This is a genomic window from Nonomuraea sp. B208, from assembly GCF_057536035.1.
This window is the reverse complement of sequence record NZ_BAAJOU010000010.1, coordinates 606,048-620,377: the sequence shown is the minus strand read 5'-3', so window position 1 is coordinate 620,377 and position 14,330 is coordinate 606,048. Positions and strand designations below refer to the sequence as shown.

The window sequence follows — 14,330 nt, the reverse complement described above, 5'->3', positions numbered from 1 at the left end:
CTCACGAGGGTCAGGACTCGGCGTTGCCCGTGGCGCCGGCCGCCGTCTCCTTGAACAGCTCGTGCGCCTCGACGGGCTTGAGCCCGTCGTGCACGACCCCGCGCACCGCGGCCAGCATGGCGGCGGGGGACTCGCTCTGGAAGATGTTGCGGCCCATGTCGACGCCCGCCGCCCCCTCCTGGATCGACCGGTACGCCATGGTGAGGGCGTCCAGCTCGGGCAGCTTCTTGCCGCCCGCGACGATGATCGGCACCGGGCAGCTCGCGGTGACGGTCTCGAACCCGTCCTCGACGTAGTAGGTCTTGACGATGTGCGCGCCCATCTCGGCGCTGATCCGCGTGGCCAGCCGGAAGTAGCGGGCGTCGCGGACCATGTCCTTGCCGACGGCGGTGACGCCGAGCACGGCGACGCCGTGCCGCTGGCCGGCGTCCACGAGCGCGGCCAGGTTCGCCACCGACCGGGACTCGTGCTCGCCGCCGATGAACACCTGGATGGCCAGCGCGGCGGCGTTGAGCCGGAGCGCGTCCTCGATGTCGAGGGCGATGTGCTCGTCCGACAGCTCGCGCAGGATGCTCGGGCCGCCGCTGGCGCGCAGGACGATCCCGGCGTCCGTGGTCGGCGGAATGCTCGTGCGCAGCGCGCCCCGGGTCATCATGATCGCGTCGGCGGCGGGCACGAGCGGGGCGATCCCGGTGTCGAGACGCTCCAGGCCGGCCATCGGGCCGACGAAGTAGCCGTGGTCGAACGCCAGCATGACCGTGCGCCCGGTGTCCGGCCGGAAGATGCGCGACAGCCGGTTGCGCAGGCCCCAGTCCTGTCCGTGGGCGCCCTTGACGAAGAACCCGCCGTGGAGGCCGCTCGCCGCGGGCGCGGACGTCCCGAAGTCGCGGGCGTCGATGAGACCGTCGGTGTCAGCCATCAGAGTTGTCTCCTGTGGTAGTGGTGGTGGCGACCGCGGGACGCGGCCGCCGTCTGAGCCGGGGGGCCGTGCTCGCGGCACGGTCACCCCCGCCGGCGAGGAAGAGGACGAAGAGCACCAGGCCGCCCTTGAGCAGGTTCTGCCCCGCGGTGCTCCAGCCCACGAGGTTCACCAGGCCGTCGAGCAGGATGAAGAACAGCGCCGCCCCCCACACGCCCACCGGGACGGCGCGGCCGCCGGAGATGAGCGTGCCGCCGATGACGACGACGGCCACGGAGTCGAGCAGGTAGCGGGTGCCGAGGTCGGCGGAGGGCGCGATGTAGGTGGCGAGCAGCGCGCCGGTCAGCCCGGCCAGCGCCCCGCTCAGCAGGTACGCCGTCGCGATCACCCGGGAGACCGGGACGCCGGCCCGTTCGGCGGCGCGGCGGTTCTGCCCCACCGCGATCAGGGACCGACCGTAGACGGTGCGGCGCAGCAGGACGACGGTCAGCCACGTGAGCGCCGCGATCGCCACGGCGAGCGCGGGCACGCCGAGGGGGCGCAGGTTGAGCAGCTCACGCAGCCCGGGATCGGGCACGGCGGTGAAGCCGCCGGCCAGGTGCAGCGTGACCGACGAGGCGACGAGCCCGGCGGCCAGCGTGGCGATGATCGGCGGGACGGCCAGGCCGAGGATCGCCATCGTGCTGACGACCGCCACCACCAGGCCGACGCCGATCCCCGCCAGCACCCCGGCGAGCGCCGAGCCAGTGCCTGCGGACACCGCGACCGAGGCGAACCCGGCCAGCGAGATGACCGGAGCCACCGACACGTCGATGTTGCCCGGCCCGGCGGTGACGACGAGCATCTGCCCGAGGGCGACGATGACCAGGTACGGCGCGAGGGACAGGGCGAGGGACAGCGTCTGGCCGCCGCCCTGGCCGGAGATGGCCAGGATGACCAGCCAGATCAGCGCCGCCGCGGCGAAGCCCCAGATCCAGGGGCGCGAACGGGTCACACGGAGGTTCATCGCAGCACCTTCCCCACGAGCACGCGGCCGGCGAGCACGGCCAGAACGATGCCGCCCTGCACGGCCGACTGGAGGTCGGACCGCACGTCGAGCAGGCTGAGCACGACGCTGACCAGGCCCAGCGTCACACCGCCGACCGCCGCGCCCCACGGGACGGCGACGCCGCCGGCGAACGAGCCGCCGCCGAGGATCACGGCCGCCACCGTCATGAGCGTGTAGCTGGAGGCCGACGACACGTCGCCGCCGCCGGTCTGGGAGGCCAGGGCGAGGCCCGAGGCGACGCCGAGCCCGCCCGCCGTGGCATAGGCGATGACGCGGGAGGTCAGCGGGCGCAGCCCGGCCCGGCCCAGCGCGACCGGGTTGCTGCCGAGGGCGCGCATCCGTACGCCGGCCGAGCCGCGCGAGGCGAGCAGGTAGACCAGCGCGGTGACGAGCAGGATGGGCAGCAGCGGCGCGGGGAACCCGGCGGGCTGCCAGGCGCCGAAGGCCGCCAGCCACTCGGGGGTGCTGCCGCCGGGCGTCGGCAGCAGGAACAGGCCCAGCCCGAGCCAGACGAACGACGCGCCCAGGGTGGCGATCAGCGACGGCACCCGGCGCAGGTGGATCAGCAGGCCGAGCAGCGCGTACGCGGCGACCAGCCCGAGCAGGACCAGGCCGCCGACGAGCGGCGACGACGACAGCTTGGTCGCCGTGACGACGGTGACCAGGCCGACGAAGGCGCCGATGCCCAGGTCGATGTCGCCCACGGCCATCAGCGTCATCTGCGCCTGCGCGGCGATGACGAGGGGCACGGTCGCCGACAGGACCAGGGTGAGACCCTGCACGCTGAGCACGCCGGGCTGCAGCGACGAGCAGAGGCCGATCATGGCGATCAGGGCCAGTGTGCTGACGGCAGCGGGTGCGGAGTGGCGCATCCGCGGGCGTCCCGGCAGGGCGGGTGCGAGCTGCTCAGCCATGAGTCCTCCCTTGCGCGGCGCGACCGGCAGCGCCCGACTCGCCCGCTTCGCCGGGCCTCCCCGGCTCGTTCGACTCGGCGCGCTCGTCCGGCTCGGCGCGCTCGTCCGGCTCGGCGCGCTCGTCGGGCTCGGCGCGCTTAACCAGTTCGGCGCGCTCGCCCGGCTCGTCCGGCTCGGCGAAGGAGACGGCGATGATCCGTTCCTCGGAGATCTCCTCGCCCGTCAGCTCGGCCACGGTCCGGCCGGCGCGGAAGACGTGGACGCGGTCGCAGTGCGCCATCTCGGCGTTCTCGCTGGAGTACCAGACGATGCTGCGGCCCTTGGCCGCCTCCTCCCGGATGAGCTGGTACAGCTCGGTCTTGGTGTGCACGTCCACCCCGCGGAAGGGGTCGTCGAGCAGCACCAGCCCGGCCGTGGAGGCGAACGCGCGGGCGACGACGACCTTCTGCTGGTTGCCGCCGCTCAGCTCGGTGATGCCGGCGTCCGCGCCGCCCTTGACGGCCAGGCGCTCGACCCAGTGCCGGACGACGTCCCGCTCGTCGGGGATCCGGCGCAGCCCGCGGCGGGCGATCTCGCGCATCGCGGTGACGACCAGGTTGTCGCCCACGTTCCACAGGGGCAGCACCCCGGAACGCTGCCGGTCGCCGGGCACGTACGCCCGGGTGACGCTCACCTCGGTGTCGCGCCGGGCGGGCCGCCACAGGCGTTCCAGCACCTCCTGCTGGCCCTGCCCGGCCAGCCCGGCCAGGCCCACCACCTCACCGGCGGCGACGCGCAGGGACACCCCGTGCAGGCCGCCGCCGCGGGCGTCGCGCAGTTCGGCCACGATCCGGGCGCCCGTCCCGTCGCCGGTCGCGGCGCGCGCCTCTGAGGTGCGCTCGGACGGGACGGCGACGTGCGCGCCCATCAGGGTGAGCACGCCGGGCTCGGTCAGCCCGGCTGCGGGCCGGTCCGCGGTGACCGCGCCGTCGCGCAGCACCACGACGCGGTCGGCCGTCGAGAGCACCTCGCGGATGCGGTGGGAGATGAGCAGCACGGCGGTGCCGGCCTCGGCCAGCCGGCGCACGTACGCGTACAGCGTCCGGGCCGCGTCCGGGCCGAGCGACTCGGTCGGTTCGTCCAGGATCAGCAGATCGAGCCGGTCGACCAGGCAGGCACGGACGATCTCCACCATCTGGCGCTGCGCCAGCGACAGGTCCTCGACCCGGTCGCGCGGCGTCACGCCGTGCCCGGGGAACACCTCGTCGAGGCGGCGGCGTACCGACGTGCTCGCCGCCCGCCGCCACCCCAACCGGGGCAGGCAGTGCCGGGAGGAGATCCACATGTTCTCCGCCACGGTGAGGTCCGGGCACAGCGACGTCTCCTGGTAGGCCATGCGCACCGTCCGGAAGGCCGCCGCGGAACCGGCCGGCGCCTCCTCGCCGTGCACCAGAACCGCGCCGGCGTCGCAGGACTCCAGCCCGGCGAGCACCCGCATCAGCGTGCTCTTGCCCGCGCCGTTGTGGCCGACGAGCCCGAGCACCTCGCCCGCGCGGACCTGCAGGTCCACGCCCGCAAGTGCCTTGGTGCGCCCGTACGCCTTGGTCACCCCCTGGGCGGTGACGACGGGCGGGCGGGCGGCCCGGTCCCGTTCGGTCCCCGGCGGCGCGGGGAGGTTGTCCACGTGCATGCCCCGGTCTCCTCCGTGCTGTGCTCGCTTGTGGTGCGGGTTCGGCGGGCCGGTCAGCCGGCCGCGGACGGGATCGGCGGCCGGACGGACTCGCCCCCGCTCTTGACGGCCTCCACCTGCTGCCGGAACAGCTCGCGGGTCCACGGCCAGGCGGCGTACTCGTCGGGCTTGAGCGCGCCGGCCCAGGCGTCGAGGTCCTTCTGCTCCACCAGGACGATCGGGAAGGTCAGCTGCTTGGGCACGTCCCGGCCGTCGAGCAGGTCCAGTGCCTCCCACAGAGCGGCGACCGACTGGCCCGGGTCGGACATGACCGCGACGGAGCCGTTGTCGATCTTCTTGTCCTTCCAGTAGTTCAGCGCGCGGCCGTTGGTCTCGAACGTGACCGCGGGCACCGGCTTGCCCGCGGTGGCGAACGCCTGCGCGACGCCGTAGCCGTCTCCGCAGCCGATGACGCCGTCCACCTTCGGCACGCTGGACAGCACGCCGAGCACCGCCTTCTGCGCCGTGGCGCCGTCGCACATGCCCGTCACGGTGGCGACGGTCTTCACGCCGGGGTGCTCGGCGAGGATCTTCTTGGTGGTCTCGTACATCTCGGCCTCGGGCTGGGAGCCGACGACACCGCGGCTGACGATGACGGAGCCCTTGCCGTCGATGCCGTCCAGCAGCGGCTTGGCGGCCTGCGTGGCCCAGTCGGCGAAGCTGTTCTGCAGCACGTGGGCGCACGGCGCGTCGATGGCGGAGTCGAAGACGACGACCTTGACGCCGGCGGTGCACGCCTGCTGGATCACCGGCTTGAGCGCGGTGGGCGACGAGGGATCGATGAGCAGGGCGTCCGGCTTCTGCAGCAGCAGGCTCTTGATCTGCGCGACCTGCTCGGTGGCCGAGTTCTCGCCCGGCGCGTTGACGACCTTGTACTTACCGATGAGCCCGTCCTTTTGCGCCTGCTCTGCGGCGGCCTCGAACTTGGCGATCATCGTCTGCCGCCAGCCGTTGCCGATGAAGCCGTTGCTCAACGCGATGAACGGCTTGCCGCCGCCGCCGGCGGCGGCCGTCCCGGCGGCGGCGTCGCCGGCGTCGGCGGTCCCGCACCCGGCGGTCAGGACGGCCAGGGTGGCGAGCGCCGCGGGGACGGCGCGCCAGGATCGGCGTGATGGGCGCATGTGCATGGTGTCTCCCGTGAGGGCAGGGTCGCAGTCGGGGGGTAGTGGCGTGAGCGAACGCCTCAGTTGCGGGGACCTGTCATTACAGGTCTGTAGTGACAAGGAAACTAAGTGGGCGTTACGGCCATGTCAATAGGGGGACTAGCGACTTTTCTGGCAAACTTGTCATGACAGGCGATGGTCATGGCATAGGCTGTGCCGTGCCGACGAGGAGGTTCAGTGACGTTGACCTACCCGCCTCTCGACCGCGAAGGGGCGGAGCCGCTGTGGATGCAGCTCATGCGGGCGTTGCGCGCGGAGATCGAAAGTGGCGTCCGGTTGCCGGATCAGCCGTTGCCGTCGGAGGCCGAGCTGAGCGACCTGTTCGGGGTGTCCCGCACGGTCGTCAGGGAGGCGCTGCGCGAGCTCGTCCAGGAGCGGCTCATCTACAAGGTCAAAGGGAGGGGGGCCTTCGTCGCACCTCGCAAGACGGAGCTGCGGTTCATCGGCTCGATGTCCGGCTCGGCCGACGACCTGCGCGAGTCGGGCCGCCGGGTGACCACCCAGGCGATCAGCCAGACGCTGGGCGAGGCGGACGAGCGCGAGGCGGCCCTGCTCCGGATCCCGGCCGGCGAGCAGGTCGTGCGCCTGCGCAGGCTGCGCCGCGTCGACGGCCAGCCGTGGCTGCTCGTCGTCACCGCGCTACCCGCGCGGCTGGTCCCGGGGCTCGAACGCGCGATCCTGGAGAACCAGTCGCTGTACGACGTGCTGCGGCGGCGCTACGGCCTCGAACCCGCGGCGGCGGACCGCTGGATCGAGGCGGTCTTCCCCGACGCCGAGGAGGCGGCGCTGCTGGAGGTGTCGACCTCGACGCCGCTGCTCGGCATCGAATCGGTCGCGTGGACGAAGGACGACATCAGGTTCGAGGCCTACTACGCGTTGCACCGCAGCGACCAGACCCGGTTCTACGTGGGCATCCGCTGACCGGCCTGCCGTAGGGCTTGCTCAGCCGTTCGGCCAGCCGAGGAGGCGGGCGCCCAGGACGGCGGTCTCCAGGGTGAAGCGCTGGGTGGGGTCGTCCGGGGAGAAGCCGGTCAGGCGGCGGAGGCGCTCCAGCGGCGGCCGACAGCGTGGCCGGGGCCACGCACACCAGGAGGTCGTCGCGTACGGCGACCAGGACGTTGTGCGAGCCGAAGCGGGTGACCAGGGCGCGTTCGACGGCGTTCCGGGCCCTGGAGCAGGTCGTCCACAATCTCCCTGCGGGCCTCCTCCTCGTCCCGGATCGCGGCGAGCTGAGCCTGTTCGTACCCCTCCATGAGGGCGGAGACGGCGCGGCACGAGTCGAGCGAGTGGCTCGTCAGCGTTCAGCAGACACTGTGACGGAGAACTTTCGCTGATGCGGACGTCGATCTCGTCTGTTCGTCAATGTCTGAGATGTTGAGGTACGTGAATCGAATAGCGGAGGCTGCGGAGCAGTTCCTCGTCCAGTCGAATTCGAGTTTCCAGCTCGAAGGAGGTGAGAATCGCGGCCTGCAGGTAGGCGGGATCCGCTTCGCCGTCATCGTCATCAAGATGCTTAAGAAGTTCGCCTAGATATGGGGCAAAGAGCGGCCGGTAGCGGGCATACGGGCCCTCGAAGGGCGTCGCTGCTTCTCGTATGGATTCGGCGGCGTCATCCGATTCGAAGAGGTATGCCTCACTCCAGCCGAAACCTGGGCCGGCCGGTGAGCTGAATGAGAAATCGAGATTGTAGAAGTCCCATTGGGCGATCCCGCGTGTGACGCCGTGTCGCAGCGCGTCGTCGGTGCGTAGATACAGACCCGCGACGGATTGCCAGTCCCACGTCACGACAGCATCTTCCACTTGATCAATGAAAACGCATCCGTCATGATCGAGGAGGTCATGTTCCGCCCTGGGCTGAAGATCCCCGGCTTGTAAACCCATTCGCTGCAACGCCTCGTCCAGCCTCAGTGGAGTGGTGACCGTATAGCAGAACATCTCCTGGTATCCACTGAGGAAACTGTTGTACCTCGCCATGATGGCGCGCAGTGGTGCCGGCAGGGCATCAAACATGTGCAGATCTTCTCAGGAAGAGAGCAGCGGCATGATCTCAGGCATACGGATCTTCCGGTGTCGAGCATGTGTCTGGCACGGCGGCCGAACGGCTGCCCGAAAAGCTTGGTCAGCCGTTCGGCCAGCCGAGGAGGCGGGCGCCCAGGACGGCGGTCTCCAGGGTGAAGCGCTGGGTGGGGTCGTCCGGGGAGAAGCCGGTCAGGCGGCGGATGCGCTCCAGGCGGTACGTCACCGCGCGCGGGCTCAGCCGCAGCTTGCGGGCGGCGGCCGTCTGGTTGCCGTGGGAGGCGAAGATGGCCTCCAGGGTCTCCAGCAGCGGTTCGTGGCCGCCGCGCGCCTCCAGGAGCGGGCTGAGGACGCTGGTCACCAGGTCTTCGATGGCGCTGCGGTCGCGGAGCAGGACGGGGAAGACCAGCAGGTCGGCGGCGCGTACGACGTCGATCTTGAGTGACAGGGCGTCGGCCAGCGCCAGGGCCTGGGCGGCCTCGCGGTAGGAGGTGACGACGCCGCCCGGGCCCCGGTGCGCCCGGCCCAGGCCGACCCGCCAGCCGGTGGCGAAGCGGGCCCGTACGTGGTGTGTGAACTCGCCGACGGCGGCCGGCAGCGTGGCCGGGGCCACGCACACCAGGAGGTCGTCGCGGACGGCGACCAGGACGTTGTGCGAGCCGAAGCGGGCGACGAGGGCGCGTTCGACGGCGTTCCTGTCCTGGGCGAGGGTCGTGGAGGGGAGGTTGCCGGCCACGGCGACGACGTACGACTCGGCGAGGCGCAGGCCGAAGTGCTCGGCGCGTTCGGCCAGGCGTTCGGCCCGGCCCTGGAGCAGGTCGTCCACGAACTCCCTGCGGGCCTCCTCCTCGTCCCGGATCGCGGCGAGTTGAGCCTGTTCGTACCCCTCCATGAGGGCGGAGACGGCGCGGCGGAGGGCGGGCAGGACGGGTGGGAGGCCGTCGGCGGCGGCCAGGGCGTCGTCCACGAGCGAGCGCAGCGGCACCCCCAGTTCGGCGGCCCGTACGCCGGCGGCGCGGCACGAGTCGAGCGCACGCCGGTCGGGCGCCCGCCCCGTTCCCGCCGCTTCGGACAGAATCCGCCGGCATGCGTCGAGCAAGCCACCCCGCACCTCGGTGGCAGAGGACCCCACGCTGGAGGGGGCCTGGCTGGAGGGAGCCTGGCTGGAGGCCCCCACGCCGGGGGCCGACGGGCCGGGAGACGACGGGCCGGAAGGTCCTGCCTCGGAGGCCCCCGTGCCGGAGGTGGACGGGCCTGAAGGTCCCGCGCCGGACGTTCCCATGCCGGAGGCTCCTGGACCGGAGGTGGACGGGCCTGAGGGTCCCGCATCCGAGGAGACGCCCCTGGCGGAGGGGGTGCCGGGGGGTGGGGGGTCGTCGCGGGGGGCCGCAGGTAGGGGTGGTGGGGTCATCACACTCCTACGTCGCGCCGGTCGAAGGCGAGCACCGCGGTGAGCGCGAGCACGACCGTCGCTCCCGCCAGCACAAGGTAGTCCCCCACCGGCACCCCCTCAAAGAGGGGCCGCCCTTCGGCGTAGTAGTGGAACGGTGAGACCCACTTGAGCCAGGAGATCGCGTCCCAGGAGCGCCCGACGGTGACCACCATGTAGCCGGCCACGACCCACACCCCGACCACGGCCGAGGCGACGAGCCGCCGCCCCGTGGCCGCGCCCACGGCCAGGGCCACCGTGCCGTGGAACAGGCCGAGGAGCAGCACGCCGAGGTGCCCGGCGAGGATGCGGCCGAACGGCACCCCGTTCTCGACCAGGGCGCTCATCCCCCACGCCACCAGCAGCGTCACGGCGGCGACCGCGAGCAGGCCGAGCGCCAGCGCGGCGAGCCTGGCGAGCACGAGCCGCCTGCGGTCCACCGGCAGGGTGAGGACGAGCTCCAGCGTCCCGTTCTCCTCGGGCCCGGCGAGCGCCCGGTTGGCGAGCAGCGTCGCGCACGCGATGAACAGCATGGGGACGAAGAGCTGGTAGACGGCGGTCTGGAGGTAGCCGGCGCCGCTCGTCATGTCGGCGAGGCCGCCCATGAGGTCGCGCAGCGGGCCGGGGAACTTGGCGATCATCGCCGGCCCGTACACGTCCGGGCTCTCCTTGATGCTCCCGTAGACCGCGAGGTAGAGCGCCACGAAGGCGCTGATGCCGACGGTCCACCAGAACGTCACGCCGCGATGGTCGCGCAGGCTCTTGCTGATCAGCGGGCCGTTCATCGAGACCGCTCCTCGTCGCTGTAGTAGGTCAGGAAGATCTCTTCGAGGTCGGGTTCGGCGCTCACCAGGTGGACCACCGTGTGGCGGGCGGCGGCCTTGACGAGCGCGTCCGGGCGGCCGTCGATGGTGCAGGACAGGGCGGCGCCCTCCAGGCGCAGGTCGCGTACGCCGGGCAGCCCCTCGAAGTCGGCGCGCGGCACGGGCGCCGCGAAGTGCAGCTCGACCCGGCGCACCGCCTTCTCGCGCAGCGCCGCGACGTTCTCGACGGCGACGAGCCGCCCGCCGCGTACGATGCCGACCCGGTCGGAGACGCTCTCCACCTCGGCGAGGACGTGCGAGGACATGAGGACGGTACGCCCGGAGGCGCGCACCTCGCGCACCAGCGCCAGGAACTCGTGCTGCACGAGCGGGTCGAGCCCCATGGTCGGCTCGTCGAGGATGACGAACTCGGGATCGTGCATGAACGCCTGGATGAGCCCGATCTTCTGCCGGTTGCCCTTGGAGAGCTTGCGCATCGGCACCGACAGGTCGGCGTCGAAGCGCTCGGCGAGTGCCGCGATGCGCGACCCGGGGACGCCGCCGCGTACCCGGCCGAGGAAGCGCAGGTAGTCGAGCGCGCGGTCGCGGCTCTCCAGCACCAGGTCACCCGGCAGGTAGCCGATGCGGGCGCGGACGGCGGGCTCGCGCGGTGAGCCCCCGAGGACGCGTACGAGGCCGCTGGTCGGCCTGATCACGTCGAGCAGGAGCCTGATGGTCGTGGTCTTGCCGGCGCCGTTGGGTCCGAGGTAGCCGAAGACCTCGCCCGGCTGGATCTCCATCGTGAGGTCCGCGAGGCCCCGGCGGCTGCCGTAGTACTTGGTCAGCCCTTCGGCCTGCACCACTGCTGTCATGGCGGCATCGTCCCGCCGTTGTGGGTAGGGCGTCAGCGGGCGGATCCGGCAAGGTTTGCGGGCCGTTCGTTTCCGAGGAACGGCAAGGGCAGCGGGAGGGTGAGGGCGTGGAGACGGCGTTCGTGCTCGGTGGCGGTGGCGTGCTCGGCGCGCACGAGGTGGGCATGCTGCGGGCGCTGGACGCCGCGGGCATCCGTCCCGACCTGGTGGTGGGCACGTCCGTGGGCGCGCTGAACGGGGCCGTCATCGCCGCCGGGCCTGGTGAGGCGGTGGAGCGGCTGACCGGGTTGTGGCGCTCCGACATCGTCCGCACCGCGTTCGCCGGCTCGTGGGTGGCCCGGCTGTCGACGCTGGCGAGGACCGGCACCCACCTGCATCCGATCGGGCCGCTGCGCGACGTGCTCGCCGAGACCGTGCGGGTGGAGCGGATCGAGGAGCTGGCGGTGCCGTTCCAGTGCGTGGCGGCGTCGGTGGAGCGGGCGGCGGCCCACTGGTTCACGGCGGGGCCGCTGGTGCCGGCGGTGCTGGCGTCGTGCGCGGTGCCTGGCCTGCTGCCGCCGATGGTGATCGGCGGGGAGCATTTCTACGACGGCGGCCTGGTCCACAGCATCCCGGTCGGCCGGGCGGTGCGGCTCGGGGCCAAGCGCGTGTACGTGCTGCACGTCGGCAGGATCGAGCGTCCGCTGACGGCGCCGCGGCGGTTCTGGGAGGTGGGGATGGTGGCGTTCGAGATCGCCCGCCGGCACCGCTTCGCCGAGGACATGGCGAGCCTGCCGCCGGGCGTGGAGGTGCACGTGCTGCCCGCAGGGGCGGCCGAGCCGGTGTCGCCGCTCCGCTACCGGGACGGGGCGCAGGTGTCGGCCTGCATCGAGCGGGCGTACCAGGCGTCCGCCCGGTATTTGAGCGACCATGGCGGATGAGGGCAGAGGAGGGAGGACAACCTACGTCCAGGGAGGCCGTGTTGCTCCCCCCACGCATCCTGCGCCGGATCGTGCTGGCGCCGCTGATCGTCCTGGTGACGGTGGCCATGCTGGTCACGCTGCCGCTGTGGCTCGTCGTCGCGGCCGTCGCCTCGATGGGGCTGCCGCCGCCGCAGCGGCGGGCGCCGCGGTTCGTGTGGTTCGCGGTCGCCTGGCTGACGCTGGAGTCCCTGGTGCTGATCGCCTGCCTGTGGCTGTGGGTGGCGGGCGGGGCCCGCCGCCAGGAGCGGCACTACGCGCTCGTCGGGTGGTTCCTGTCGCGCCTGTACGGCGCCGCCGAACGGATCTTCCGCCTGACCGTGGACGTCGAGAGCCCGCCCTGCGCGGACGACGCGCCGCCCCGGCCGCTGATCGTACTGTCCAGGCACGCCGGCCCCGGCGACTCGTTCCTGCTGATCCACCGCCTGCTCGCCGCCCACGGCCGGCGGCCGAGGATCGTGATGAAGGCCGCGCTCCAGTACGACCCCACGCTCGACGTGATGGTCAACCGGCTGCCGAACGCGTTCGTCCCCCGCCGCTCCGGCCGCCGGCGCATCGTCGAGGAGATCCGCCGCCTGTCCGGCACGATGGGCGACCGGGACGCCCTGGTGATCTTCCCGGAGGGCGCGAACTTCAGCCCGCGCCGCCGCCAGGTGGCGATCCGCCGGCTGGAGGCGAAGGGGCTGACGGAGGAGGCCGCGCGGGCCCGCCGCATGGAGCACGTGCTGCCGCCGCGGCCGAACGGCGCGCTCGCCGCGATCGCTTCCTGCCCGGGGGCCGACGTGGTGTTCGTGGCGCACACCGGCCTGGACGACCTGGTCACGCTGGGGGACGTGTGGCGCAGGCTGCCCTACACCGTGCGCATCTCGGCGACGTGGTGGCGGGTCCCGGCCGGCGAGGTGCCGCGCGGGCGCGAGGAGGCCGTGCGCTGGCTGTACGACAACTGGGAGCGCGCCGACGCCTGGATCACCGCGCGGCGGGAGCTCCCGGTGGAAGGAACGGGACCTCCGGCGGGCCGTCGCTGATCAGCCGGAGCAGCGCGCCGGTGTCGAGGTGGTGCTCGACGAGGTCGCCGAGCGCGTCCAGCCTGGCCTCCCTGAGCGCCGCGAAGTCGGTGCCGGGCGCCGGGACGAACTCGCGCCCGGCCCGCGCGGCCACGTCGGCGAGGAACGCGCGGCGGAAGCCGTCGTTCTCCAGCGCGCCGTGCCAGGTGGTGCCCCACACGTCGCCGACCCGGCAGCCGTCGAGGAACGGCTCCCCGCCCTCCACGGTGACCCGCCCGTGGTGGATCTCGTAGGCGCGTACCGGCTGCCCGTACGCCGTCCCCTCGGGCCGGCCGAGGCATTTCTCCGGGGCGAACTCGACCCGCGCCGGCAGCAGTCCGAGCCCCTCGACCCGGCCCGCGCCCGACTCGACCTCGTCCACGATCTCGCGCCCGAGCATCTGGAACCCGCCGCAGACGCCGAGCACCGGCCCCTTCCGCTCGGCGACGGCCGCGGCGAGGCCGGTCCTGCGCAGCCAGCGCAGGTCGTCGACCGTGGCGCGCGAGCCGGGCAGCACGACGAGGTCGGCGTCGTCCAGCTCGGCCGGACCGGTGACGAAGCGGACCACGACGCCCGGTTCGGCGGCCAGCGCGTCGAGGTCGGTGAAGTTGGAGATGCGCGGCAGCCGGACGACCGCGACGCGCAGGGTCTGCCGGCCGTGCGGCGGGCGGGCGGCGACGTGGCGGGCGTCGAGCGCCAGGGAGTCCTCGACGTCCAGCCAGAGGCCGTCGAGCCAGGGCAGCACGCCGTAGACGTGCCGGCCGGTCAGCTCGCGCAGCATGTCGAGTCCGGGCTCCAGCAGCTCTCTCGCGCCGCGGAACTTGTTGATCACGAACCCGGCGACGAGCGCCTGGTCGGCGGGCTCCAGCAGGGCGACGGTGCCGTGGAAGGCGGCGAACACGCCTCCTCTGTCGATGTCGCCGACCACGACGACCGGCAGGCCGGCGGCCCTGGCCAGGCCCATGTTGGCGAGGTCGGTGCGGCGCAGGTTGATCTCGGCGGGGCTGCCCGCGCCCTCGCACACCACCACGTCGTACTGGGCCCGTAACCGGGCCAGGGACTCCAGGGCGGTGGCGCGGAGGAGGTCCTTGAGCTCGCCGTACTCCATGGCGTCCACGTCGGCTATCGGCCGGCCCATGAGGACGACCTGGCTGCGGCGCTCGCCGCCCGGCTTGAGCAGGATCGGGTTCATGTCGGCGACCGGCTCCAGGCCGGCGGCCTGCGCCTGCGCGGCCTGGGCCCGGCCGATCTCGGCGCCACCGGGGGTCACGTAGGAGTTGAGCGACATGTTCTGCGCCTTGAACGGCGCCACGCGCACGCCCTGGCGAGCGAGCCAGCGGCAGATGCCCGCGGTGACGACGCTCTTGCCCGCGTCGGACGTGGTGCCCGCGACGAGCAGTCCTCCGGTGACCATGCGATCACCGTACCGGAGCCCCGGTGGCGCCGGTGATCGTGC

The 14,330-nt window shown here is 72.7% G+C and carries 13 protein-coding genes; 3 read left to right on the top strand and 10 right to left on the bottom strand.

Annotated features, from left to right (window positions below; all coding sequences use genetic code 11):
• Positions 1 to 10 precede the first annotated feature (10 nt).
• Genes lsrF through AC27IY_RS08180 form a run of 5 tightly spaced genes read right to left on the bottom strand, consistent with a single transcriptional unit; the run spans position 11 to position 5,716 of the window.
• Positions 11 to 919, bottom strand: a complete 909-nt coding sequence (gene lsrF / locus AC27IY_RS08200; protein WP_423445717.1) for a 3-hydroxy-5-phosphonooxypentane-2,4-dione thiolase — start codon at positions 917 to 919, stop codon at positions 11 to 13.
• Positions 912 to 1,925, bottom strand: coding sequence for an ABC transporter permease (locus AC27IY_RS08195; RefSeq protein ID WP_487177582.1), 1,014 nt, complete (start codon positions 1,923 to 1,925; stop codon positions 912 to 914). Before AC27IY_RS08195 ends, lsrF begins: the two co-directional genes overlap by 8 nt.
• Positions 1,922 to 2,881, bottom strand: coding sequence for an ABC transporter permease (locus AC27IY_RS08190; protein ID WP_487177581.1), 960 nt, complete (start codon positions 2,879 to 2,881; stop codon positions 1,922 to 1,924). Before AC27IY_RS08190 ends, AC27IY_RS08195 begins: the two co-directional genes overlap by 4 nt.
• Entirely contained in the window at positions 2,874 to 4,550 is a 1,677-nt protein-coding gene (locus tag AC27IY_RS08185) for a sugar ABC transporter ATP-binding protein (protein WP_487177580.1), read from the bottom strand. The genes AC27IY_RS08190 and AC27IY_RS08185 overlap by 8 nt, the downstream gene beginning before the upstream one ends.
• A gap of 53 nt (positions 4,551 to 4,603) precedes the next feature.
• Positions 4,604 to 5,716 (bottom strand): substrate-binding domain-containing protein, encoded by a 1,113-nt coding sequence (locus AC27IY_RS08180; RefSeq protein WP_487177579.1) that lies wholly within the window; start codon positions 5,714 to 5,716, stop codon positions 4,604 to 4,606.
• Between the two features lie 213 nt (positions 5,717 to 5,929).
• Here AC27IY_RS08180 and AC27IY_RS08175 point away from each other — a divergent pair, with 213 nt between their 5' ends.
• The gene (locus tag AC27IY_RS08175; protein ID WP_423445725.1) at positions 5,930 to 6,673 is read left to right on the top strand and encodes a GntR family transcriptional regulator; all 744 of its coding nucleotides are present in this window, start codon (positions 5,930 to 5,932) and stop codon (positions 6,671 to 6,673) included.
• Between the two features lie 438 nt (positions 6,674 to 7,111).
• Here AC27IY_RS08175 and AC27IY_RS08170 read toward each other — a convergent pair whose 3' ends face one another.
• The 4 genes from AC27IY_RS08170 to AC27IY_RS08155 form a co-directional block, all read right to left on the bottom strand.
• Positions 7,112 to 7,762 (bottom strand): hypothetical protein, encoded by a 651-nt coding sequence (locus AC27IY_RS08170; protein ID WP_487177578.1) that lies wholly within the window; start codon positions 7,760 to 7,762, stop codon positions 7,112 to 7,114.
• Positions 7,763 to 7,871: 109 nt separating this feature from the next.
• Positions 7,872 to 8,867, bottom strand: coding sequence for a PucR family transcriptional regulator (locus AC27IY_RS08165; protein ID WP_487177577.1), 996 nt, complete (start codon positions 8,865 to 8,867; stop codon positions 7,872 to 7,874).
• A gap of 311 nt (positions 8,868 to 9,178) precedes the next feature.
• Positions 9,179 to 9,982 carry an ABC transporter permease subunit gene (locus AC27IY_RS08160; protein WP_423445729.1) on the bottom strand — a complete coding sequence of 268 codons (804 nt, stop codon included), beginning with the start codon at positions 9,980 to 9,982 and terminating at the stop codon, positions 9,179 to 9,181.
• A complete protein-coding gene (locus tag AC27IY_RS08155; protein ID WP_423445731.1) occupies positions 9,979 to 10,872 on the bottom strand; it encodes an ABC transporter ATP-binding protein in 894 nt (297 codons plus the stop codon). The genes AC27IY_RS08160 and AC27IY_RS08155 overlap by 4 nt, the downstream gene beginning before the upstream one ends.
• A 107-nt stretch (positions 10,873 to 10,979) precedes the next feature.
• On the opposite strand from AC27IY_RS08155, the gene AC27IY_RS08150 reads away from it, so the two are divergent.
• Positions 10,980 to 11,792 carry a patatin-like phospholipase family protein gene (locus tag AC27IY_RS08150; protein ID WP_423445733.1) on the top strand — a complete coding sequence of 271 codons (813 nt, stop codon included), beginning with the start codon at positions 10,980 to 10,982 and terminating at the stop codon, positions 11,790 to 11,792.
• A 41-nt stretch (positions 11,793 to 11,833) separates the two neighbouring features.
• Entirely contained in the window at positions 11,834 to 12,856 is a 1,023-nt protein-coding gene (locus AC27IY_RS08145) for a 1-acyl-sn-glycerol-3-phosphate acyltransferase (protein WP_487177576.1), read from the top strand.
• Here AC27IY_RS08145 and AC27IY_RS08140 read toward each other — a convergent pair.
• A complete protein-coding gene (locus tag AC27IY_RS08140; RefSeq protein WP_487177575.1) occupies positions 12,798 to 14,288 on the bottom strand; it encodes a cobyric acid synthase in 1,491 nt (496 codons plus the stop codon). The genes AC27IY_RS08145 and AC27IY_RS08140 overlap by 59 nt on opposite strands.
• Between the last annotated feature and the right edge of the window lie 42 nt (positions 14,289 to 14,330).

Bases quoted from the DNA above. Each gene is read 5' to 3' on its own strand.
- lsrF (WP_423445717.1), bottom strand. From the start codon at position 919: ATGGCTGACACCGACGGTCTCATCGACGCCCGCGACTTCGGGACGTCC.
- AC27IY_RS08195 (WP_487177582.1), bottom strand. From the start codon at position 1,925: ATGAACCTCCGTGTGACCCGTTCGCGCCCCTGGATCTGGGGCTTCGCC.
- AC27IY_RS08190 (WP_487177581.1), bottom strand. From the start codon at position 2,881: ATGGCTGAGCAGCTCGCACCCGCCCTGCCGGGACGCCCGCGGATGCGC.
- AC27IY_RS08185 (WP_487177580.1), bottom strand. From the start codon at position 4,550: ATGCACGTGGACAACCTCCCCGCGCCGCCGGGGACCGAACGGGACCGG.
- AC27IY_RS08180 (WP_487177579.1), bottom strand. From the start codon at position 5,716: ATGCACATGCGCCCATCACGCCGATCCTGGCGCGCCGTCCCCGCGGCG.
- AC27IY_RS08170 (WP_487177578.1), bottom strand. From the start codon at position 7,762: ATGTTTGATGCCCTGCCGGCACCACTGCGCGCCATCATGGCGAGGTAC.
- AC27IY_RS08160 (WP_423445729.1), bottom strand. From the start codon at position 9,982: ATGAACGGCCCGCTGATCAGCAAGAGCCTGCGCGACCATCGCGGCGTG.
- AC27IY_RS08155 (WP_423445731.1), bottom strand. From the start codon at position 10,872: ATGACAGCAGTGGTGCAGGCCGAAGGGCTGACCAAGTACTACGGCAGC.
- AC27IY_RS08140 (WP_487177575.1), bottom strand. From the start codon at position 14,288: ATGGTCACCGGAGGACTGCTCGTCGCGGGCACCACGTCCGACGCGGGC.